This window comes from Mycobacterium sp. 852002-53434_SCH5985345 (genome assembly GCF_001667155.1).
GTDB lineage: Bacteria > Actinomycetota > Actinomycetes > Mycobacteriales > Mycobacteriaceae > Mycobacterium.
In genome coordinates, this window is record NZ_LZIE01000076.1 from 71937 (window position 1) to 93769 (window position 21833).

Genomic DNA, 21833 nt, shown 5'->3' on the forward strand with positions numbered 1-21833 from the left:
CGCCTACCAGTTCGTGACGATGAGGGTATTGAGCGCCAGGGCGCCGGCGACGTTGAGCGCCAGCCACACTCGGTGCGACCGGACGGGCAACAGCGCGGGTGCCGCGGTGAGCCAGATGGTGAAGGGCAGCCAGATGCGCTCGACCTCGGCCTTGCTGAGCATGCTCAGGTCCGCGCAGGCGATCGCGGCGAGCGCCGCCAGCAGCAGCAGGTGGAACCCGGAACGGCGGCGGATGGCCACCGGGTCGAACAGCCGGCTGATGCCGGCGACGCTGCCCAACCCGATCGCACACACCACCGACGCCAGGTTGGCCCAGCTCCAGTACGCAAACGGGCGGTCTTTAGCGATTCCCTGCCAATAGCGTTGCTGCACAAGGGTATAGCCTTCGAACCAGTAGAACCCCGCCACCGCGAAGGCGACCGCCACCGCCACCGCGGCCAGCGTCGCCGGGCCGAGCGCCCGCAGCACGGCGCGCCAGTCGGCGGCCGATGCCAGCACCGCCAGGGCCGGGATCCCCATCAACATCAGGCCGTAGTTACAGAACACGCCCCAGCCCAGCAGCAGGCCCGCGGCGGCGCCCACCCCCGCGGGGAACCGGACCGGTCGGTGCACCGCCACGGCCAACAGCGCGATGCCCCATGCCGCGACCCCGGCGAAGTAGCCGTCGGCGGAGACCGCGACCCAGATTGCGGTTGGCGCCACGGCCACGAACGGCGCGGCACGTCGCGCGGTCTGTTCGTCGGCCAGCGCGCGAACGGCGATCAGCACCGCGGCCGTCGCGCTGGAGCCGACGAGCAGGCACAGCAGCCCGGACCACGCGCCCCCGTGCAGGCCGATCCGGTCCAGCCAGACGAAGGTCAGCAGCGCGCCGGGTGGGTGCCCGGAGACGTGGGTGGTCCAGGAGTTCGGTTGGTAGTCGACGATCCGGCCCGCGAACGTGCGCAACGTAGCCGGAATGTCGGCGATGCTTCCCACCTGGGACAGGTACTCGTCCCGGGTGGTCAGCCGGCCGGCGAAGCCGCGTTGCCACCCGTCGATCATCGCCAGCGCGAAGGCCCAGGCGCAGGCGGTGGCCCAGGTGCCTAGCGTAAGGATCCGCCACGAAAGGCGTTGCGCCAGAATCGGTCCCCACGCCACCGCGGCAATCGCGAGGGCGATGGCAGGCCCGGTACCCCAACTGGCGTGGATTTCCCAGGCACCGAAAATCGGCGCGGCTCCGGCGTGCGTGCCGAACCGCTCCTGCCCCACATCGGTCCGCGGCCGCACGCCCCAGTGCAGGCGCGGCAGGATGAACGCCGCCCCGACCAGCACCACCCCGACCGCGACGGCCGCTGACTCACGACGTGCCACCCTCACGGTCGATCAGCCTATTGATCGGCCGAACCGGCGCCCCAGCGCCGCCCGGTCGACCTTGCCGATGCCCCGCCGCGGCAGCGCGTCGACCACGTGCAACTCGCGCGGGGCGGCGGTGGGGTCCAGGGTGCCCGTCACATGGGCGCGCAGCGCGTCCAGCGTCGGCGCCGAGCAACCCTCGGCCAGCACGACCGCGGCCACCACCCGCTGGCCCAGCCGGTCGTCGGCCACGCCGAAAACCGCGCAGTCCGCGACGGCGGGGTGGGTGCCCAGCGCCGCCTCGACCAGCTGCGGCAACACGGTCAAGCCGCCCGTGCTGATCGCGTCGTCGGCGCGGCCCAGCACGGTCAGCACGCCCGCCTCGTCGACGACGCCGAGATCGTCGGTGCGGAACCAGCCCGGCTCGGCGAACGGGTCGGGGTCCACCGGATTGCGGTAGCCCTTGGCCAGGGTCGCGCCCCCGAGGTCGATGCGCCCGTCGTCCACCCGGACCAATACGCCGCGCAGCGGTACGCCGTCGTAGACGCAGCCACCGGCGGTCTCACTCATGCCGTAGGTGCGAACCACGGTGATGCCGGCGGCCGCCGCGGCGTCGAGCACGCCCGCCGGGGCCGGTCCACCCCCGAGCAACACGGCATCGAGTTCGGCGAGCGCGCCCGCGGCCGCCGGATCGGTCAGCGCCTTGGCCATCTGCGCAGCGACCAGCGACGTGTAGCGCCGGCCGGGTCCCAATCGCCTTATCGCGCCGGGCAATTCGGCCACATCGAAGCCCTTGGAGGGGTTTGTGACGTCCAGCTCGACGGGCGCCGAGCCCGCGAGCGCGCTGCGCACCAGCACCTGCAGCCCGGCGATGTGGTACGGCGGCAACGCCAGTAGCCAGCTGCCCGGCCCGCCGAGGCGGTCGTGGGTGGCCGCGGCGCTGGCCGTCAGCGCGGCCGCGGTCAGCAGGGCACCCTTGGGCGCACCCGTGGTTCCCGACGTTGTCACCACCAGGGCCACGTCGTCGTCGATGTCTGCACCCACCCGCAGGGCCGCCGCCAGCGCATCCGAGCCGGGGGCCAGGGCGACCAGGGCGGAGTCGCGGCCATCCAGCACCCGTTCCAGGGCGGGCAGCAGCAACGAGACGGCCGAACCCGGCAGGACGGTCTGGGCGCGCAGTACGGCTATGCGGGGTCCTCGACCTGGTCCGCGTCATCGAACGGCCAGCCCTGCGCACCCAGCCGGACCCGCACCCGCTCGACGTCGTCGGGGGTGGGCAGCTCGTCGGTGATCTGCGTGATCAGCACCCCGATGTCGACGTCATCGAACTCGCCGCGCCGGATCAGCTCGCAGGCCACCTCTTTGACCTCGTCGTTGGACATCCGGCGGGCCAGCAGCGCCAGCACCGGGAAGGTGTCCGTCGGCGGGACGCCTTCCGGGTATCCCGCGCGCAGCCACGAGACGATTGAATTGAGAAATCCGTTCACGCTGGTCCAACTCCCCCCGGTGTCCGGCTCGTTGACGCGGTGGGCATCGCTCGATGCTACTTGGGTTTGGCTCCAAGGAAGGCGACGCCGGTGTGATGGGCGATGAAATCCCGGGAGATGTACGCCAGAGCGAAGGCGATCGCCAGCAGGACCACCGCATAGATCGCCCATGCGAGGGCCAGCAGCAGCGGGTTTTTCTGTGCCGAGCTGCCATCGGTGCTTACCTGCCCCGCACCCACTGCGTGGAATCGGAGCCCCAGGGCGAACAACCCCGGCAACGCGGCTCCGGCCAGCATGGCGAAGAGCAGGATCTTGAGGGAGGCCTGGTAGTTGAACCAGTCGCTGAAGTGACTCATCAAGCGTTCGCCTTCATTGTGGGGTCGTCGGAGTCGTACCGGGGGGTGGCGCCCGCCATGGGGCCACCGTCGGAGGGCGGTTCGTGGCCGTCCGCGGCTTCGAGCCCGGCGGTCAGGTCGCCCTTCCATTCGGCGTTGACGTTGTTGTGGTCGACCTTGACCTTGCGCGACCGGATGTAGATGGTGGCCGAAACCGCGACCAGCAGCGCGAAGCCGACGATCGCGCCGGGGTAGCCGCCGATGTAGTGCACGATCCAGTAGGTGACCGCGCCGACCAGCCCGGCCAACGGAAGCGTCACCAGCCAGGCGACGCCCATGCGGCCGGCGACGCCCCAGCGGACCTCGCCGCCGGGCTTGCCGAGTCCGCTGCCCAGCACCGAACCGGTGCAGACCTGGGTGGTCGACAGCGCATAGCCGAAGTGGGTGGACAGCAAAATCACTGCGGCCGAGGACGACTCGGCCGCCATGCCCTGGGGCGACTGGATCTCCACCAGCCCCTTGCCCAGCGTGCGGATGATCCGCCAGCCGCCCAGGTAGGTGCCCGCCGCCATGGACAACGCGCAAGCGACGATGACCCATAGGGGCGGCATCGCGGCGTTTCTGCTGATCGAGCCGTAGGACATCAGCGCCAGGAAGATGATGCCCATCGTCTTCTGCGCGTCGCCGGTCCCGTGCGCCAGCGAAACCAGCGACGCCGAGCCCCACTGGCCGTACCGGAACCCGGCCTCGGTGCGCTTGACCGGGATGCCGCGGGTGATCCGGTACACCAGCCAGGTCGCGATCGCCCCGACGGCGATGGCCAGGATCGCGGCCACCACAGCCGGGATGAGTACGTGGGATACCAGGCCTTTCCACAGCACCCCGTGCCCGCCGACGGCGGCGATCGTGGCGCCGACGATGCCGCCGATCAAGGCGTGCGAGGAACTCGAGGGGATACCGAAGAGCCACGTCAGCAGGTTCCACACGATGCCGCCGACCAAGCCGGCGAATACCAGCTCCAGCGTCACGATGTGCCCGTCGATCAAGCCCTTGGCGATCGTGGCGGCGACGGCGGTGGACATGAACGCGCCTACCAGGTTCAGCACCGCGGACAGTGCGACCGCCGCCTTGGGCTTGAGCGCGCCGCTGGCGATGGAGGTCGCCATCGCGTTGCCGGTGTCGTGGAAGCCGTTCGTGAAATCGAAAGCCAGTGCCGTGATTACGACAATACTCAAGAGGAACAACTGGATGTTCACAGCGCCCGATTCTGGTGGTAGGGGGATTCCATTGTCGAATGCAGGAAGACCTGAATCGCGGGTGTATTGAGAGTCGTCGCCAGATGTTACCTCTCAGTTAACCGGAATTCCCCTGCGGTTTACCCCGGGTGTCGCGGCGCAGCGGGTGGTCGGGCGGGATTTGAACGAAGATCAGCGTGATCCCGTCCGGGTCCGTCACGTGCATTTCGTATAGGCCCCACGGTTCTTGGCGCGCCTCGCGCGCGATCGGCACGCCCCGGCTTTGCAGCTCGGCCTGGGTCGCTTCGATGTCGCGAACCTGAAGCCACAGCGCGCCGGGGAACGGGCCCCGGGAATGGTTCGGGGAGCCGTAGCCCGCCAGCTCCAGCAACGACTGGCCGGCGAAAAAGACTGTGCCCGCGCCGTATTCACGGGCTATCGCGAGCCCGATCTGGTCTCGGTAAAACGTCAACGACTGCTGATAGTCCGCCGGCCGGAACAGCATCCGGCTGGCCAGGATCTCCATAGCGTCGTGTCTATCACATGGGGCGGTTCAGCTGCCGTTTTCGCGGTTGGGTTGGATCCGCTGCCGCTGCATGAGCGTGTTCACCAGCCGGGGACCGAACGTGTCGATCGCCTTCGCGGCGATCGCCATCCGCGGCGCGATCCGCACCGGCCGGGTGCGGGCGGCGGTCAGCATCCATTCGGCGGCCTCTTCTGACGTGAGCGCGGGCATGCCCTCGTACGCCTTCGTCGGCGCGATCATCGGCGTGGCCACCAGCGGGTAGTACAGCGTCGTCGAATGCACACCCTTGCGCCCCCACTCGGTCTCCACGACGCGGCTTACCGCCGACAGCGCCGCCTTCGATGCGTTGTAGACCGCGAACAGCGGCGACGCCTCCGACAGCACCCCCCATGTTGAGACGTTGATGATGTGGCCGTCGCCGCGTTCGAGCATGCCGGGCGCCAGCCCGCGGATCAGCCGCAGCGGCGAGTAGTAGTTGAGCGCGATCGTCCGCTCGACGTCGTGCCAGCGCTCCAGCGACTCCGCCAGCGGCCGGCGGATGGACCGGCCGGCGTTGTTGATCAGGATGTCGACCCCGCCGAGCCGCTTCTCGACGTCGGCGACCAACGCGTCGACGGCGTCCATGTCGGAGACGTCGCACGGCAGGGACAGCGCGGTGCCGCCCGCCGTGGTGATCCGTTCCGCGAGCGCGTCGAGCAGTTCCTGTCGACGGGCGACGACGGCCACCGTCGCGCCCTGGCGGGCCAGCAGTTCGGCCGCGGCCTCGCCGATGCCCGACGACGCGCCGGTCAGCAGGATGCGCTTGCCGTTGAGGTCGACCGGCTTGATGGCGGGCCGGTTGATCAGCACCTGCGGGGCCATCGGGGGGCGCATGGTGGCCAGGACCAGCTGATCGGTGATCCGGCGCAGGGGACTCTTGCTCACGTGGGGAGTCTAGGGGCGCGCCCCGTGCCGCCGAACGTCACGCTAGCGTGACGTGGGCCGCCGAGCGTCACGCCAGCGTGACGTGGGCCGCCGAGCGTCGGACCCGGCTAGAAGTAGCGCGGGAACCGGCTCCAGTCCGGCGGTCGCTTCTCCAGGAAGGCGTCGCGGCCCTCGACGGCCTCGTCGGTCATGTAGGCCAGCCGGGTGGCCTCTCCCGCGAACAGCTGCTGGCCCACCAGTCCGTCGTCGAGCAGGTTGAAGGCGAACTTGAGCATCCGTTGCGCCTGAGGCGATTTGGCGTTGATCTCGGCGGCCCACTCGATTGCCGCCTTCTCCAGGTCGGCGTGGTCGATGACCGCGTTGACCGCGCCCATGTGGTGCATCTGCTCGGCGGTGTACGCGCGGCCGAGGAAGAAGATCTCGCGGGCGAACTTCTGGCCCACCTGACGCGCCAGATATGCACTGCCATAGCCGCCGTCGAAGCTGCCGACGTCGGCGTCGGTCTGCTTGAAGCGGGCGTGCTCGCGGCTGGCCAGGGTGAGATCGCAGACCACGTGCAGGCTGTGCCCGCCGCCGGCCGCCCAGCCGTTGACCAGGCAGATGACCACCTTGGGCATGAATCGGATCAGCCGCTGCACCTCGAGGATGTGCAGCCTGCCGGCGCGGGCGGGGTCGACGGTCTCGGCGGTGTCGCCGCTCGCGTACTGGTAACCGCTGCGCCCCCGGATCCGCTGATCGCCGCCGGAGCAGAACGCCCAGCCGCCGTCTTTGGGCGACGGACCGTTGCCGGTCAGCAGCACCACGCCCACGTCGGGGGACATCCGCGCGTGGTCGAGCACCCGGTAGAGCTCGTCGACGGTGTGCGGTCGAAAGGCGTTGCGCACCTCGGGCCGGTCGAACGCCACCCGCACGGTCGCGTCGGTGACGTGGCGGTGGTAGGTGATGTCGGTCAGGTCGTCGAACCCGGCCACGGGCCGCCAGGCCTGGGCGTCAAAGGGATTGTCAGTCAAGGGTTTCGAACTCCTATACCGGGTCCAGGCGGAACACTGCGCAGCGGCCGGCGAGGGCTTCGAACTCGTCGGGGCGCCCTTCGGTGACGAGCCCCGCCCGCTTCATGAAGCCGACGCCCGTCGGCACCTCGGTGGGGAAGAGTCGCAGGATCGGCCGCGCGTCGTCGGCGGACAGCTCGGCCATCCGTACCCTCTGGGCGTGACGGCCGCGCGCGATCGTGGCCTCACCGGCGGCCCGAACGTTGGCCACCCAGTCGGCGCCCGGGAACCCGGCGACGACGTACTGCCGGCCGTCGACGGTCATGGGGGTCACCGGGGTTGAGCGGTCCGCGCCGGACTTGCGGCCGGTCACCGTCAGCACCACTGGGCTCTCGCCGCCGAAACTCATTCCCAGCCGCGACATCTGGATGAAGACCTTGTTGGCCGGCTTCAACCACCACGGCGGCTTGATCGGTTTGCCGCTTCCCATAGGCAGCGACGTTACCTCTCAAAGGGCTCCGCGCCATGGGGCTGGGGTTCGGTTGTACCAACGGCGTCCAGCGTTTCCAGTGCTTCGGCATCGAGGGCGACGTCGGCCGCGGCAAGGTTTTCCTCGAGGTGCCCGACGGATCGCGTGCCCGGGATCAGCAATGTGTTCGGCGCGTGCGCCAGCAGCCACGCCAAGCCGACCTGGGCGCCCGTGACGCCGAGCGCACCGGCGATCTCGGCCACCGCAGGATGGTCGGCGACCTTCGGGAAGCCCGGAAACGACGAGCCCAGCGGGAAGTAAGGCACCCAGGCGACGCCCTCGGCCGCGCACAGGTCCAGCGTGGCTTCCTGTGAGCGGTCGAGCAGGCTGTAGGCGTTCTGCACGCAGGCAATCCCCGCGGGCAACGCCCGCCGCACCACCTCGAGCGGCACGGCGCTGATGCCGATCGCGCCGATCTTGCCCTCGTCGCGCAGCGCGATCATCTCGGCGAGCTGGTCGTCGACGTCGACGACCTGGTCGCCCTCGGCGGCCACGCCGGGCCCCAGGTCCATGCGCCGCAGGTTGACCACCGGAACGCAGTCCAGACCGAGCTGGCGCAGGTCGTCCTCGACCGCGGCGCGCAGCTGCTCGGGCTTTTGTGCGGCGGCCAGGGGGATCGGTTGTTCGCCGGTGAAGCGCGCACCGACCTTGCTGACGATGACGAGGTCGTCCGGGTAGGGGGCCAGCGCCGCCCGGATCCGGCGGTTCACTTCGCCGGGGCCGTAGAACGACGCGGTGTCGATGTGGTTGACGCCGAGGTCGACCGCGCGGCGCAGCACCGCGGCCGCATCCTCGGCAGACGGGGCCTCGAACAGCTGCATCGCGCCGTAGCCGATGCGGGCGACTGCCGACGCGCCAATGTTGCCCCGCCCGCCGGGTTGTGGTTTGTCCGTCATGGTGCTCCCTCGTGCCACACTGGAGAAATGCGGAGGGTCCTCCGCTTGTTCGAGCCTAGCAGAAACGGAGGAACCTCCGCTTTGGTCGAGATCCGATCGGACGCGCGCCGTAATCGTGAGCGGCTGCTCGAGGTGGCGACGGCGGCGTTCACCGCCGGCCAAGGGCGATCCGTGTCGCTCGAGGCCATCGCGCGCGAGGCCGGCGTCGGGATCGGCACGCTCTACCGCCACTTTCCGAATCGGGAGGCGCTCGTCGAGGCGGTCTATCGCGCCGAGCTCGCCGAAGTGGCCGCAACGGCCGACCGGCTACTCAAGCGGCATCCGCCCAAGGCCGCGCTGCGCCGCTGGATGGACCGCTACGCGTCATTCGTGGCCGCCAAGCGTGGCATGGCCGAGTCGCTGCAGGCGATCTTCGCCTCCGGCGCCATGCAGGCCGGCCAGACTCGTGACAGCATCGTCGGCGCCGTCGACCTGCTGTTGCGTGCGGGCGTCGAGGACGGCAGCCTGCGCCCCGACGTGCAGGCCGACGATGTGGTGTCCAGCCTGATTGGCATCTTCCTGGCCAGCGGCTCGCCCGAGCAGACGGGCCGCATGCTCGACCTGCTGGCGGCCGGCATCGCGACAAGCTAGCCGGATTTTTGCGCCCAACGTCACGCTGGAGTGACGGCGCCCGGTGAGCGCCACGCTGGCGTGACGCTCGGCGACACAAACTCAGCCGACGGCGCGGCCGGCGCCCTCCCAGAACTGGGCGCGCACGGCCTTCTTGTCCGGCTTGCCCAGCGCGGTCACCGGCACCGACTCGACGACGATCACCTGCTTGGGCGACTGCACCGACCCCTTGCGCTCCTTGACGGCGGACTGGATCTCGACGGTCACCCGCGCCACCGACTCCTCGTCGGAGGGATGGTCGGGTCGCAGCACGATCACCGCGGTGACGGCTTCGCCCCACTTCTCGTCCGGCGTGCCGATTACGCACACCTGCGCGACCGCCGGGTGCTCGGCGACGACGTCCTCCACTTCCCGGGGGAACACGTTGAATCCGCCGGTGACGATCATGTCCTTGACCCGGTCCACGATGAACCAGAAGCCGTCCTCGTCCTCGCGGGCCATGTCACCGGTGTGCAGCCAGCCGTCCTTGAACGTCTTGGCCGTCTCCTCCGGCAGGTTCCAGTACCCGCCGCTCAGCAGTGGCCCGGACACGCAGATCTCACCGACCTCGCCCTGCGGCACCGGGTTGCCGTCGGCGTCCAGCAGTGCGGTGCGGGCGAACAGCGTGGGCCGCCCGCAGGAGGTGAGCCGCTTTTCGTCGTGGTCCTTCTTGGCCAGGTAGGAGATGACCATCGGCGCTTCGGATTGCCCGTAGTACTGGGCGAAGATCGGCCCGAAGCGGCGGATGGCCTCGGCCAGCCGCACCGGGTTCATCGCCGAGGCGCCGTAATAGACCGTCTCCAGCGACGACAGGTCGCGGGTGTGCGAATCCGGGTGGTCCATCAGCGCGTAGATCATCGACGGCACCAGCATGGTCGCGGTGATCTTCTGCTCCTCGATCACCCGCAGCACCTCGGCCGGATCGAACTTGGTCAGCACGACCAGCTCGCCGCCCTTGATGATCGTCGGCACGAAGAACGCCGCACCGGCATGCGACAGCGGCGTGCACATCAGGAAGCGCGGGTTCTCCGGCCACTCCCACTCCGCGAGCTGAATCGTGGTCATCGTGGTGATCGACTGCGCGGTGCCCAGCACACCCTTGGGCTTGCCGGTGGTGCCACCGGTGTATGCCATTCCGCCGATGTGATCGGGCGGAAGGTCGGCCGCCACCAACGGCTGCGGCGGATACTTCGCGGCCTCGGCCACCAGGTCCACCGCGGAATCGGCCAGCGCTTCGGGGACCGGGCCGATGGTCAGCACCTGCTTGAGGCCGGGCACCTTCTCCAGCAGGCCCAGCGCCCGCTCGACGAACATCGGGTTGGGATCGATGATCAGCGACGTCACGCCGGCGTCGCCCAGCACGTAGGCGTGGTCGTCCAGGGAACCCAGCGGGTGCAGGGCCACGCGCCGGTAGCCCTGGGTCTGGCCGGCGCCGATGATCATCAGCACCTCGGGCCGGTTCAGCGACAGCAGCCCGACGGTCGCGCCGGTGCCCGCACCGAGCGCCTCGAAAGCCTGGATGTATTGGCTGATGCGCTCGGCGAGCTGTCCACCGGTCAGCGTGGTGTCGCCGAGATGCAACACCGGCTTGTTCTTGTTGCGCTTGAGCGCACCGACTGTCAGGTGTCCGGAATGAATGGGATGGCGCAGCAGATCGTCACTCATGGGGCAAGACTAGAACGTGTTGCAATTCCGGTCAGCCACCCCCTCGGAGCACTAGCATCCCTGCACATGGCGCAGGCAGATCTGGTCGTTACCGGAACCATCCTGACCGTCGACGACGCGCGGCCCACCGCCGAGGCGCTCGCCGTGGCCGACGGGCGCATCGTCGCCGTCGGCAGCCGCTCCGATGTGGCCATGCTGACCGGCCCCGAGACGCGGACCATCGACTTCGGCGAAGGCTGCGTCATGCCGGGATTCGTTGAGGCGCACGGCCATCCGCTGATGGAGGCCTTGGCGCTGTCGGACCGCATCGTCGACATCCGGCCGGTCACCATACGAGAAGCCGACGACGTCGTCGGCGCCGTCCGCCGTGAGGTCGCCGCCAGGGGAGCGGCCGGCGCCTACCTGAACGGCTGGGACCCGCTGCTGCAGTCCGGGTTGCCCCAGCCGACGCTGGCCTGGCTGGACGAGATCGCGCCGAACGGGCCGTTGATCATCATCCACAACTCCGGGCACAAGGCCTATTTCAATTCGCCCGCCGCACGGCGCGCCGGCCTGACCCGCGACGCCCCCGATCCCAAGGGCGCCCGGTTCGGCCGCGACGCGCACGGCGAGCTGGACGGCACGGCCGAGGAGACCGGCGCGGTGTTCCCGCTGCTGGCCGGGGCCATCGCGCCCGGCGACTATCCGGCGATGCTGCTCGCCGAATGCGCGCGGCTCAACCGCGCCGGCCTGACCACCTGCTCCGAGATGGCCTTCGACCCGGCGTTCGGGCCGGTGGTCGAGCGGCTCCGCGACCAGCTGACGGTCCGGCTGCGCACCTACGAGATCTCCAATCCGCAGATGCGCACCGACGCCACACCCGGCCAGGGCGACGACATGCTGCGCCAGGTCGGCATCAAGATCTGGGTAGACGGCTCCCCGTGGGTCGGCAACATCGCCCTGTCCTTCCCGTACCTGGATACCGACGCCACCCGCACCATCGGGGTGCCGCCCGGCTCCTGCGGCCACGCCAACTACACCCGCGAGCAGCTCAGCGAAATCGTCGGCGCCTACTTCCCGCTGGGCTGGCCGATGGCCTGCCACGTGCAGGGCGATGCCGGAGTGGACACCATCCTCGATGTCTACGAGGAGGCGCTGAAGCGCCACCCGCGCGACGACCACCGGCTGCGGCTCGAGCACGTCGGCGCCATCCGGCCCGAGCAGCTGCAGCGCGCCGCCAACCTCGGGGTCACCTGCAGCATCTTCGTCGACCAGATCCACTACTGGGGCGACATCATCGTCGACGGCCTGTTCGGCCCCGAACGCGGATCCCGTTGGATGCCAGCCGGTTCCGCGGTCGCCACCGGCATGCGCATCTCGTTGCACAACGACCCCCCGGTCACGCCCGAGGAGCCGTTGCGCAACATCAGCGTCGCGGTCACTCGGACGGCGCCCAGCGGCCGGGTGCTGGCGCCCGAGGAGCGGTTGACCGTCGAGCAGGCCATCCGCGCGCAGACCATCGACGCGGCGTGGCAGTTGTTCGCCGACGACGTGGTCGGCTCGCTGGAGGTGGGCAAGTACGCCGATCTGGTGGTGCTGTCGGCCGACCCGCGGACCGTGCCGCCCGAGGAGATCGCCGACCTGGAGGTGCGCGCGACGTTCCTGGCGGGCCGCCAGGTCTACGGCCCGTGACACCCACGCTCGACGACCTTTTGGACCGCCTGCAGGTGGTCGCGTTGCCGATGCGGGTGCGGTTCCGCGGCATCACGACCCGGGAGGTCGCGCTCATCGAGGGCCCCGCGGGCTGGGGGGAGTTCGGCGCCTTCCTGGAGTACGCGCCGCCCGAGGCCGCGCACTGGCTGGCCGCGGGCATCGAGGCCGCCTACCGCCCGCCGCCGCAGCCGCGGCGGGACCGCATCCCGATCAACGCCACCGTCCCGGCCGTCGACGCCGCCCGGGTGGGCGAGGTGCTGGCCCGGTTCCCGGGCGCCCGCACGGCCAAGGTGAAGGTCGCCGAGCCGGGCCAGACGCTGGCCGACGACGTCGAGCGGGTCAACGCCGTGCGCGAACTCGTGCCGACCGTGCGGGTGGACGCCAACGGCGGCTGGACCGTTGAGCAGGCGGTGCGGGCAGCCACCGCGCTGACCGCCGACGGCCCGCTGGAATACCTCGAACAACCATGCGCGACCGTCGACGAACTCGCCGCCCTGCGCGCGCGGATCGACGTGCCGATCGCCGCCGACGAAAGCATCCGCAAGGCGGACGACCCGCTCGCCGTGGTCCGCGCCGGCGCCGCCGACATCGCGGTGCTGAAAGTCGCCCCGCTGGGCGGCGTTGCGGCCATGCTTGCGATCGCCGCGCAGATCGACATCCCGGTCGTGGTCTCCAGCGCGATCGACTCGGCGGTCGGCATCAGTCATGGCCTGGCCGCCGGGGCGGCCCTCCCGGTGCTGCGCCACGCGTGCGGGCTCGGCACCGGCGGGCTGTTCGTAGCGGACGTGGCCGACGTTGCCGCCCCCGTCGACGGCACCCTGGCGGTCGGGCCGGTTACCCCCGACCCGGCCCGGCTGCGGGACCTCGCCGCGCCCGCGGAGCGGCGGCAATGGTGGATCGACCGGGTCAGGGCCTGCCACGCACTCCTTGTACCGTCGTCCGAGTGATCAACCTGGCTTACGACGACCGCGGCTCCGGTGAGCCGGTGGTGTTCATCAGCGGCCACGGCGGGGCCGGCCGGACCTGGCAGCCGTATCAGGTCCCCGCGTTCCTGGCGGCCGGCTACCGCGTCATCACCTTCGACAATCGGGGCATCGGCGCCACGGAGAACGCGCAGGGTTTCACGACGCAGACCATGGTGGCCGACACGGCGGCGCTGATCGAAGGACTGGATGCCGCGCCGGCCCGCATCGTGGGGATGTCGATGGGTGCGTTCATCGCCCAGGAACTCATGCTCGCGCGGCCCGAGCTCGTCAGCTCCGCGGTGTTGATGGGCACCCGGGGCCGCATGGATAAAACCCGCGAGTTCTTCCGCGACGCCGAGGCCGAGCTGGCCGACGCCGGTGTCCAGGTGCCGAGCTCGTACGAGGCGAAAATCCGCCTGCTGGAAAACTTTTCGCACAAGACGCTCAACGACGACGTCGCGGTCGCGGACTGGATCGCCATGTTCAGCATGTGGCCCGTCAAGGCCACCCCGGGAACGCGTTGCCAGCTCGACATCGCCCCGCACACCAACCGGTTGCCGGCCTACCGCAGCATCGCGACGCCGGTGCTGGTGATCGGCTTCTCCGACGACGTGTTGACGCCGCCCTACCTGGGGCGCGAGGTCGCCGACGCGCTGCCCCACGGCCGTTACGTGCAGATACCCGACGCCGGCCACCTCGGCTTCTTCGAGCGCCCCGACGCCGTCAACGAGGCCGCGCTGAAGTTCTTCGCCAGCAACTAGTTCTGGCGCCAGCTGCGCTCGGCGCCCCCGATGTGCTGGTTGTGACAGGCTGTAGGAGTGAACCCCTCGACGACACAGGCGCGCGTCGTCGTTGACGAGCTGATCCGCGGCGGCGTCCGCGACGTGGTGCTGTGCCCCGGGTCGCGCAACGCGCCGCTGGCGTTCGCGCTGCAGGATGCGGACCGTTCTGGCCGGATCCGGCTGCACGTCCGCATCGACGAGCGCACCGCCGGCTACCTGGCCATCGGCCTCGCAATCGCCGCCGGTGCCCCGGTGTGCGTCGCGATGACGTCGGGCACCGCCGTGGCCAACCTCGGGCCGGCCGTGGTGGAGGCCAACTACGCGCGGGTGCCGCTGATCGTGCTGTCGGCCAACCGGCCCTACGAAATGCTGGGCACCGGAGCCAACCAGACCATGGAGCAGCTGGGCTACTTCGGCACCCAGGTCCGCGCCGCCATCAGCCTGGGCCTGGCCGAGGACGCGCCCGAACGGCTGGACGCCCTCAACGCCACCTGGCGGTCGGCCACCTGCCGGGTGTTGACAGCCGCTACGGGATCGCGCACGGCCAACGCGGGCCCGGTGCAGTTCGACATCCCGCTGCGCGAGCCTCTGGTGCCGGACCCCGAACCGCACGGCGCCGCGATCCCGCAGGGACGGCCCGGCGGACGGCCGTGGACGTACACGCCGCCGGTCACGTTCGACCAGCCGCTGGACATCGACCTGTCGCCCGACACCGTCGTCATCGCCGGGCACGGCGCGGGCGCGCAGCCCAACCTGGCGGAGTTGCCGACGGTCGCCGAGCCGACGGCACCGGCCCCGGCCAACCCCCTGCACCCGCTGGCCTTGCCGCTGCTGCGTCCCAAGCAGGTGATCATGCTCGGCCGCCCGACGCTGCACCGGCCCGTCTCGGCATTGCTGGCCGACCCGAAGGTGCCGGTGTACGCGTTGACCACCGGGCCGCGCTGGCCGGACGTCTCGGGCAACTCCCAGGCGACAGGCACGCGGGCGGTGACCACCGGGACGCCGAATCCGGCGTGGCTGAAGCGCTGCGCGGAGGTCAACAGGCACGCGATCGACGCGGTGCGCGGCCAGCTCGAGGTGCACCCGCTCACCACCGGCCTGCACGTAGCCGCGGCGGTGGCCGGCGCGCTGCGGCCCGGAGACCAGCTGGTACTCGGCGCGTCAAACCCGGTCCGGGACGCGGCGCTGGTCGGCCTGGACACCCACGACATCCAGGTCCGCTCCAACCGCGGGGTCGCCGGCATCGACGGCACCGTTTCCACCGCGATCGGGGCCGCGCTCGCCTACGAGGGACGCACCGTCGCGCTGATCGGCGACCTGACGTTCGTCCACGACAGCTCCGGTCTGCTGATCGGCCCCACCGAGCCGACACCGCGCAAGCTGACCATCGTGGTCTCCAACGACAACGGCGGCGGCATCTTCGAACTGCTTGAGCAGGGCGACCCGCGGTTCTCCGACGTGTCGTCGCGAATCTTCGGAACGCCGCACGACGTCGATGTGGGCGCGCTGTGCCGTGCCTATCACGTTGAGAGCCGCCAGATCGAGGTGGACCAGCTCAGCGCTGCCCTTGACGAACCCGCGGCCGGGATGCGGGTGCTGGAGGTCAAGGCCGACCGGTCCTCGCTGCGGCAGCTGCATGCGGCGATCAAGGCGGCCCTGTGAGGGTTTCGTGAACTACCCGAAAAGGGTGCTGCACATACTGATTCACGGCCGCAGCGAAAAGCCGCCGAGCACCCCTTCGAGGATTGCGTTGCGCTGGGCCCGGATTGCGGTGCTGATCGTGGCCGGCTTGGTGACATTGCAATCGGCCCTGCTCGTCGCGGGCGCCTGGCGCAACGACCTTGCGATCCAACACAATATGGGGGTGGCGCAGGCCGAGGTGCTCAGTGCCGGGCCGCGCCGCTCGACCATCGAATTCGTCACACCCGAGCGGGTCACCTACCGTCCCGAGCTCGGCGTCCTGTACCCGTCGCATCTGGCGACGGGCATGCGAATCTACGTCGAGTACAACAAGAACGACCCGAATCTGGTTCGCGTGCAGCACCGCAATGCCGGGCTGGCCATCATCCCGGCGGGGTCGATCGCGGTGGTGTGCTGGCTGGCGGCGACGGTCCTCCTGGTAGGACTGGCGCTGCTGGACAAGATGCTGGATCGTCGCGCTGGGGCTCCCGACCAGCAGATTTCGCACGACGTATGCCCGTAGGCAACCTTGTCGAAAGTCGGTGCTGACACTGTGGTGTTGTGCGCGTTGCCATCGTCGCCGAATCGTTCCTGCCGGAAGTCAATGGTGTCAGTAACTCGGTGATCCGGGTGCTCGAGCACCTGCGCCGGAACGGTCACGAAGCCCTCGTCATCGCCCCGGACACCCCGCCCGGTGCCGCCCCGGCCGATCGCGTCTACGACGGGATCCGCGTGCATCGTGTTCCGTCGCGGATGTTTCCCAAGGTGACCACGCTGCCCCTCGGTGTGCCGATGCCCCGGATGGTGAGCGTGTTACGCGGATTCGACCCGCACGTTGTGCATTTGGCCTCTCCGGCGCTGCTGGGTTACGGCGGGGTGAAGGCGGCCCGGTGGCTGGGGGTGCCGACGGTCGCCGTGTATCAAACGGACGTACCGGGTTTCGCGGCGAGCTATGGCATTCCCATGACGACACGGGCCGCGTGGGCCTGGTTCCGCCATCTGCACAGCCTCGCCGACCGAACCTTGGCGCCCTCCAGCGTTACGATGGAATCACTTGTAGCGCATCGCTTCCCGCGAGTTCACCAGTGGGCACGCGGGGTCGACGTCCTGCGGTTCGCCCCGTCGGCGCGTGACGAGGCACTCAGACAACGATGGTCGCCGCAAGCCAAGCCGATCGTCGGCTTCGTGGGCCGGTTGGCGCCCGAGAAGCACGTCGAGCGGCTGATCCCGCTGGCGGCCCGAGACGACGTGCAACTTGTCATCGTCGGTGACGGCGTTGATCGGAGTAAGTTGCAAAAGGCAATGCCGACAGCGGTTTTCACGGGTGCGTTGTACGGCGACGAACTCGCAACGGCGTACGCCAGCATGGACGTCTTCGTGCATCCCGGCGAGCACGAAACGTTTTGCCAAGTCGTGCAGGAAGCGCTGGCGTCGGGATTGCCGGTGATCGCCCCCGACGCCGGCGGCCCACGCGATCTCGTCACGCCGTGGCGCACCGGTCTGTTACTGGGCGTCGGCGAATTCGAGGCGAGGTTGCCCGCGGCCGTCACCCATTTGATCGACGAACGCCACCGGTACGCGCTGGCCGCCCGGCGCAGCGTGCTCGGCCGCAGCTGGCCGGTCATCTGTGATGAGCTGCTCGGCCACTATGAGGCGGTGCTCTCGCCGTTTGCCCGCAGGCGGATGTTCGCCAAGCGGTACGCGCAGGGCGAGTGAGTTAGCGTTCGGCCCGGGGCGGGCCCACGCGGACGACGATTTGCTGTCGTCAGCTCGGCTGAATGTTTCTCGCGGCCGTGTGTTGGGCCTTAACATCCAAGTTTGGTGCCGGGTCGGCGGGGCAAGGGCGTTGCCTTGGTCACGGGCTGCATCGACGGCTCGGCCAAGCTCTGAGTCGCAGGGGCAGAATTGGCCTGATAGGAGGGTCAGCATGGCTTCGCATTTGGAGGTGTGGAAACCGTCAGGGCGGGAGCTGATCGCGCTGAGCGGTGAACGAATGACCCTCGGCAAGTCCTTGACCAACGCGGTGTCGTTCGAGCACGACCCGACCGTGTCTCGCGTTCACGCCGTCTTGGAGAACTTCGGTCAAGCGTGGTCCGTGCGGGACCTGGGTAGCCGCAACGGCACCTTTGTCAACGGAGAAAAGATCGCTGCGGAACGGATTCTGCGGTCTGGCGACGAATTGCGGCTCGGCAGTTCACGGTTGGTCTTCTGGATGACCAGGGGCGCTGACGAAGCACCGGGCGATCAAGAAACCGAAACCGGCAAGTCCGTCCTGCGGCCACCTCGGATGACCCAGCGCGAACTCGACGTCCTCAAGGTTTTGTGTCGCCCCTTCGTATCCGACGACCCGTTTCCCGAGCCTGCATCGGTTCGTCGGATGGCCCAGGAGCTGTTCGTCACCGAAGCAGCCGTCAAGCAACATCTGCAACACCTCTACGACAAGTTCGGCATCAGCACCGAGGGAGATCGCCGGGTAAGACTGGCCAATGCGGCCATCCGGCTCGGCGCCGTCAACCGCTCCATGCTGCGAGACCGCCGTACGCAAGGGTGACTAGGAGATCTTGTCGAGCACCCCGCCGCCGAGCATGGCGACGGCATTGAGGGCACTGCGACGGTATCCGTCACATGTGGGGCACGACTCGATATGGCGGGCAATGCGCTTCCGCATCAGCACGGTGAACTCTCCGTCCCAGCCCGACAGATCCGCGGCGAGCCGGGGGCACCCGTTCCGCGGGGCGCGCCTTGCCACCAATAGCGCACCCAGCGAGCGCTCGACGGTGTCGCGCAGCCGCTGCAGGAGCTTCTTGGTGGACTCATAACTGATGCCCAGCGCTTCCGCGAGCTCGGTTCCTGTCACGCCGTGGCGGTAGGCAAGGTTCAGCACTTGCCGGTCCCGCTCGGACAATCCGCCGGCGGCCTGGTCGATCAGTTGGCGGAGCTCGTTCTGGGCCGTCAGCGTAAACGGCCCCGGACCCGTCGCCACATCGTCGGGCAGCTCGTCACAGGCGGCCTCACGGCGACGTTCGGCCAGGGTCCGCAGGGCGCGGCGACGGGCGATGGCGTACAGCCACGGCCTCAGCTTGTCCGCATCACGCAACTTCGGCAACTCTGTCGTCGCGATGCAGAAGACCTCCTGCACGCAGTCCGAGGCCGCGTGGCGGTCACGCAGCATGCCGACGCAGTAGGCGTGCAGTGGGCCTGCATAGCGGTTGTAGATCGCGGCCAGCGCGGCGCGATCGCCGGTCGCCGCGGCGCGGGCGAGGTCCGTGTCGCTGATAATGGGGTTCTTCGGCACCGTGGTCATGAAAGTCATGACTGAAATGCTCGGGGTTGCTGGTTGATTTCGTAATTACCGTGAAAGCCAGTTTCAGCTTCCGCAAGGGAAGGGTTTCCTACCTGTTTGGTAAGGGTCGGTACCTGGAGCACGCGTACGACCACCGCCCCATAACCGATGCAACGGTTATGGGGCGGTGCCGACGATTGTGACCTGTTTGCCGAGCAGCTCACGCCTTCGTCTTGGTGTGCGCCGTGCGCGTGCCGGTGCCGTTGCCGCGGCCGCCGGGGGCGATGCGCAGCTCGTCAGCGGTCAGTGTGCGGATGCTCTGTCGGCGCAGCGCGATCTTGTCGTGGTTGATACTCATTTGATCTTTCCTTCTCGTGCGATTTGTTGACCGGCAAGCCCGGGGTGGACCCGCTCATAGGTAGGAGCGCCGGCGACGTCGAAGGGTGACCATTTTTCGTCATGGTTGCGCGGGTTCGTCGGTGTGACGCCGTCATTCCATTCGATACCCTGATTGCAGGTAAGTGGCGAGGCGAAAGAGTTGACCCGCAACAGGAATGGAATCGATGCGATGATCACGACACGTGCTGAAGCGGCGGAATACGTCAAGGACGCCGGAGGGTTGAAGCTTGTCGTTTTCGGAGCCGACGGGCACGAGGTTGCAGCGATGTTCGTGCAAGGATCGGTAACGTACAACCCGGAGGAAGCGACCTTCATCGCCGTCGCTGAGGACGGCCACCCGGTGGGCGAACTGCTCGTGGATGAGTCGGTCGATTATGACGAGAACATCGATGCCTTTGTCATCCGCACCGCGCGATAGTTATCGAGGCGAGCCCGGTTCTCGCTAGCTACCCCTGCGCCAGCTCCGCAACGGGCTGCCATTCCTCCCAGGTGCGCAGCCGGATTTCGTAGTCCGCCTTGGCCGTTTCCAGCGGCGATGCGCCGAAAAACACTCGCAGGGGCGGCTTTTCGGCGTCGACGACCTTCAGCAGCGCTGTGGCGGATGCCTCCGGGTTGCCCGGGCTGGCCCAGCGCTTGCTGCGCTCGGCCTGCACGGCGGCGCGAACGTCGTCGTACGCCGGTAGCGGATCGGCCAGCTTCGCCGAATCTCCGGCCCAGTCGGTGTCGAAGCCGCCCGGCTCGATCAACGTGACGTGCACGCCGAACGAGGCGACCTCCAGGGCCAGCGCCTGCGAGAAGCCTTCCAGCGCCCACTTCGACGCGTGGTAGGCGCCGAGCAACGGGAACGCGGTGATGCCCCCGATCGATGAAACCTGGATGATGTGGCCGCTGCGCTGCTCGCGCAGGTACGGCAACGCGGCCTGGGTGATCCACAGCGCCCCAAACACGTTCGTATCGATCTGTTCGCGTGCCTCTTGCTCGGAGAGCTCCTCGACGAACCCGAACTGGCCGTAGCCGGCGTTGTTGACCACAATGTCCAGCCGCCCGAAGTGGTCGTGCGCCTGCTTGACCGCCGCGAAGTCCGCGTCCCGGTCGGTGACGTCCAACCGGATCGGCAACAGCGCGTCGCCGTACTTCTCGGCCAAGTCCTCCAGCGACGCCGTGTTGCGCGCCGTCGCGGCGACCTTGTCACCGCGCTCCAGCGCCGCGATCGCCCATGCCCGTCCGAAACCTCGCGATGTACCGGTGATAAACCAAACTTTTTCAGTCACGCAGCGGTACAACGCCGATGTCGCCACCTAATTCCCGGCAGGTAGCGTCTTCATCGTGAATCGCGCGGCGTTGGACAAGGACCCCCGAGATGTCGCGTCGATGTTCGATGGCGTCGCCCGCCGCTATGACGTGACCAACACGGTGTTGTCGTTGGGACAAGACCGCTACTGGCGGCAAGCCACCCGGTCGGCGCTGGCGATCGGGCCCGGCCAAAAGGTGTTGGACCTGGCCGCGGGCACCGCGGTATCCACCGTCGAGCTGAGGAAATCGGGGGCGTGGTGTGTGGCGGCCGATTTCTCGGTCGGCATGCTGGCAGCGGGTGCCGCGCGCAACGTGCCCAAGATCGCCGCCGATGCCACCCGGCTGCCATTCGGCGACGACGTATTCGACGCTGTCACAATCAGTTTCGGTTTGCGAAATGTTGTGGACCCCCAGGCCGCGCTGCGCGAGATGGTGCGCGTCGCCCGGCCGGGTGGGAGGTTGGTGGTGTGCGAATTCTCCACGCCCACCAACCGGGTTTTTGCCACGGTCTACAAGGAGTATCTGATGCGTGCGCTGCCGCGGGTGGCGCGCGGGGTGTCCAGCAACCCCGATGCCTACGTCTATCTCGCGGAGTCGATCAGGGCCTGGCCGGACCAGGCGAGCCTGGCGCACGACATCTCACGTGCGGGATGGGCGGCGGTGCGGTGGCGCAACCTGACCGGCGGCATCGTGGCCCTACACGCGGGGTACAAGCCCCTGCGTTGAGAACGACCTAGTGGGAACCGGCGCTCTGGACGAAGCCGACCTGGTCGGGGCAGTAGTGGTCAACCGCGGCGCCGAGGAATTGGAACGCCTGGCCCTGGGTGGTGCCCCGCGGCAGGTTCCGCTGGATGAAAGTGGCGGACTTGTACGGGTCGCCGTCCACGCCCCTGCCGATCCGTTCGCACGTGATCTTGCCCAGCCAGGCGAGCTGGTCCTGCGGCTGGTAGATGCCGAAGCCGTTGACGGTGTTCTTGAACGGCGCGTCTTGGTCGTTGGGCGGCGGCGGGGAGGCCAGCGCCGGAGCGGCCAACGCGATGGCGGCGGCGGCCAGGCCGCCGATAGTAGCCAGCTTCGTTCCCTTCATTAGCCGGACTATACACCGCTCGCCGGAACCGTGCGGAAAATTCTCGATGGCCGCAATCTGGTCGGAGCACCGTTTGCGCACGTCAA

The 21833-nt window shown here is 68.9% G+C and carries 26 protein-coding genes; 10 read left to right on the plus strand and 16 right to left on the minus strand.

Going from position 1 to position 21833, the window contains the following annotated elements:
* Window positions 1-3: 3 nt before the first annotated feature.
* The 10 genes from A5756_RS20115 to A5756_RS20160 form a co-directional block, all read right to left on the minus strand.
* A complete protein-coding gene (locus tag A5756_RS20115; RefSeq protein WP_066956486.1) occupies window positions 4-1356 on the minus strand; it encodes a hypothetical protein in 1353 nt (450 codons plus the stop codon).
* Between the two features lie 6 nt (window positions 1357-1362).
* A complete protein-coding gene (gene menE, locus A5756_RS20120; protein WP_232005367.1) occupies window positions 1363-2448 on the minus strand; it encodes an o-succinylbenzoate--CoA ligase in 1086 nt (361 codons plus the stop codon).
* Between the two features lie 68 nt (window positions 2449-2516).
* On the minus strand, window positions 2517-2819 hold the full coding sequence (locus A5756_RS20125) for a DUF3349 domain-containing protein (RefSeq protein ID WP_066956493.1): 303 nt from the start codon (window positions 2817-2819) through the stop codon (window positions 2517-2519).
* Between the two features lie 56 nt (window positions 2820-2875).
* On the minus strand, window positions 2876-3175 hold the full coding sequence (locus A5756_RS20130) for a hypothetical protein (RefSeq protein ID WP_066956495.1): 300 nt from the start codon (window positions 3173-3175) through the stop codon (window positions 2876-2878).
* Window positions 3175-4410: an inorganic phosphate transporter gene (locus A5756_RS20135; RefSeq protein ID WP_066956498.1), complete on the minus strand. Its 1236-nt coding sequence runs from the start codon at window positions 4408-4410 to the stop codon at window positions 3175-3177. Before A5756_RS20135 ends, A5756_RS20130 begins: the two co-directional genes overlap by 1 nt.
* A 97-nt stretch (window positions 4411-4507) precedes the next feature.
* Window positions 4508-4915 carry a VOC family protein gene (locus A5756_RS20140; RefSeq protein WP_066956501.1) on the minus strand — a complete coding sequence of 136 codons (408 nt, stop codon included), beginning with the start codon at window positions 4913-4915 and terminating at the stop codon, window positions 4508-4510.
* Window positions 4916-4942: 27 nt separating this feature from the next.
* Entirely contained in the window at window positions 4943-5839 is an 897-nt protein-coding gene (locus A5756_RS20145; protein ID WP_066956504.1) for an SDR family oxidoreductase, read from the minus strand.
* Window positions 5840-5946: 107 nt separating this feature from the next.
* Window positions 5947-6849 (minus strand): 1,4-dihydroxy-2-naphthoyl-CoA synthase, encoded by a 903-nt coding sequence (locus A5756_RS20150; RefSeq protein WP_066956506.1) that lies wholly within the window; start codon window positions 6847-6849, stop codon window positions 5947-5949.
* A 13-nt stretch (window positions 6850-6862) separates the two neighbouring features.
* A complete protein-coding gene (locus A5756_RS20155) occupies window positions 6863-7318 on the minus strand; it encodes a nitroreductase family deazaflavin-dependent oxidoreductase (protein ID WP_066956509.1) in 456 nt (151 codons plus the stop codon).
* Window positions 7319-7329: 11 nt separating this feature from the next.
* A complete protein-coding gene (locus A5756_RS20160) occupies window positions 7330-8253 on the minus strand; it encodes an aldo/keto reductase (protein WP_066956513.1) in 924 nt (307 codons plus the stop codon).
* 81 nt (window positions 8254-8334) lie between these two features.
* Between A5756_RS20160 and A5756_RS20165 the strand changes: the two genes are divergently transcribed.
* On the plus strand, window positions 8335-8883 hold the full coding sequence (locus A5756_RS20165) for a TetR/AcrR family transcriptional regulator (RefSeq protein WP_066956515.1): 549 nt from the start codon (window positions 8335-8337) through the stop codon (window positions 8881-8883).
* An 81-nt stretch (window positions 8884-8964) separates the two neighbouring features.
* Here A5756_RS20165 and fadD8 read toward each other — a convergent pair whose 3' ends face one another.
* The gene (gene fadD8, locus A5756_RS20170) at window positions 8965-10566 is read right to left on the minus strand and encodes a fatty-acid--CoA ligase FadD8 (RefSeq protein WP_066956518.1); all 1602 of its coding nucleotides are present in this window, start codon (window positions 10564-10566) and stop codon (window positions 8965-8967) included.
* A gap of 66 nt (window positions 10567-10632) precedes the next feature.
* On the opposite strand from fadD8, the gene A5756_RS20175 reads away from it, so the two are divergent.
* From A5756_RS20175 to A5756_RS20205, 7 genes are all read left to right on the plus strand, one after another.
* Complete coding sequence (locus tag A5756_RS20175; RefSeq protein ID WP_066956521.1) at window positions 10633-12237, plus strand: amidohydrolase; 1605 nt, start codon at window positions 10633-10635, stop codon at window positions 12235-12237.
* A 50-nt stretch (window positions 12238-12287) separates the two neighbouring features.
* The gene (locus A5756_RS20180) at window positions 12288-13205 is read left to right on the plus strand and encodes an o-succinylbenzoate synthase (protein ID WP_232005369.1); all 918 of its coding nucleotides are present in this window, start codon (window positions 12288-12290) and stop codon (window positions 13203-13205) included.
* Window positions 13202-13984 carry an alpha/beta fold hydrolase gene (locus A5756_RS20185; protein WP_066956528.1) on the plus strand — a complete coding sequence of 261 codons (783 nt, stop codon included), beginning with the start codon at window positions 13202-13204 and terminating at the stop codon, window positions 13982-13984. Before A5756_RS20180 ends, A5756_RS20185 begins: the two co-directional genes overlap by 4 nt.
* Before the next feature lie 57 nt (window positions 13985-14041).
* The gene (gene menD, locus A5756_RS20190) at window positions 14042-15667 is read left to right on the plus strand and encodes a 2-succinyl-5-enolpyruvyl-6-hydroxy-3-cyclohexene-1-carboxylic-acid synthase (protein WP_066956531.1); all 1626 of its coding nucleotides are present in this window, start codon (window positions 14042-14044) and stop codon (window positions 15665-15667) included.
* On the plus strand, window positions 15642-16208 hold the full coding sequence (locus tag A5756_RS20195; RefSeq protein ID WP_066956534.1) for a DUF3592 domain-containing protein: 567 nt from the start codon (window positions 15642-15644) through the stop codon (window positions 16206-16208). Before menD ends, A5756_RS20195 begins: the two co-directional genes overlap by 26 nt.
* Before the next feature lie 38 nt (window positions 16209-16246).
* Complete coding sequence (locus A5756_RS20200; RefSeq protein ID WP_066956537.1) at window positions 16247-17401, plus strand: glycosyltransferase family 1 protein; 1155 nt, start codon at window positions 16247-16249, stop codon at window positions 17399-17401.
* A 211-nt stretch (window positions 17402-17612) separates the two neighbouring features.
* Complete coding sequence (locus tag A5756_RS20205) at window positions 17613-18236, plus strand: FHA domain-containing protein (RefSeq protein WP_066956540.1); 624 nt, start codon at window positions 17613-17615, stop codon at window positions 18234-18236.
* On the opposite strand, the gene A5756_RS20210 is transcribed toward A5756_RS20205, so the two are convergent.
* The 3 genes from A5756_RS20210 to A5756_RS26060 all read right to left on the minus strand — a co-directional run bounded on the left by A5756_RS20210 (window position 18237) and on the right by A5756_RS26060 (window position 19544).
* Window positions 18237-18998, minus strand: coding sequence for an RNA polymerase sigma factor (locus tag A5756_RS20210; RefSeq protein WP_066956543.1), 762 nt, complete (start codon window positions 18996-18998; stop codon window positions 18237-18239).
* Window positions 18999-19188: 190 nt separating this feature from the next.
* Window positions 19189-19326, minus strand: coding sequence for a hypothetical protein (locus A5756_RS26055; protein ID WP_156659706.1), 138 nt, complete (start codon window positions 19324-19326; stop codon window positions 19189-19191).
* Window positions 19323-19544: a hypothetical protein gene (locus A5756_RS26060; RefSeq protein ID WP_156659708.1), complete on the minus strand. Its 222-nt coding sequence runs from the start codon at window positions 19542-19544 to the stop codon at window positions 19323-19325. The genes A5756_RS26055 and A5756_RS26060 overlap by 4 nt, the downstream gene beginning before the upstream one ends.
* Here A5756_RS26060 and A5756_RS20215 point away from each other — a divergent pair.
* Window positions 19537-19785, plus strand: coding sequence for a hypothetical protein (locus A5756_RS20215; RefSeq protein ID WP_066956545.1), 249 nt, complete (start codon window positions 19537-19539; stop codon window positions 19783-19785). The genes A5756_RS26060 and A5756_RS20215 overlap by 8 nt on opposite strands.
* Before the next feature lie 28 nt (window positions 19786-19813).
* Here the strand turns inward: A5756_RS20215 and A5756_RS20220 are convergent, their stop codons facing one another.
* Entirely contained in the window at window positions 19814-20638 is an 825-nt protein-coding gene (locus A5756_RS20220) for an SDR family oxidoreductase (protein ID WP_066956548.1), read from the minus strand.
* A 55-nt stretch (window positions 20639-20693) separates the two neighbouring features.
* Between A5756_RS20220 and A5756_RS20225 the strand changes: the two genes are divergently transcribed.
* Window positions 20694-21386: a demethylmenaquinone methyltransferase gene (locus tag A5756_RS20225; RefSeq protein WP_066956551.1), complete on the plus strand. Its 693-nt coding sequence runs from the start codon at window positions 20694-20696 to the stop codon at window positions 21384-21386.
* Window positions 21387-21393: 7 nt separating this feature from the next.
* On the opposite strand, the gene A5756_RS20230 is transcribed toward A5756_RS20225, so the two are convergent.
* Window positions 21394-21747, minus strand: a complete 354-nt coding sequence (locus tag A5756_RS20230; RefSeq protein WP_066956686.1) for a DUF732 domain-containing protein — start codon at window positions 21745-21747, stop codon at window positions 21394-21396.
* Window positions 21748-21833 lie beyond the last annotated feature (86 nt).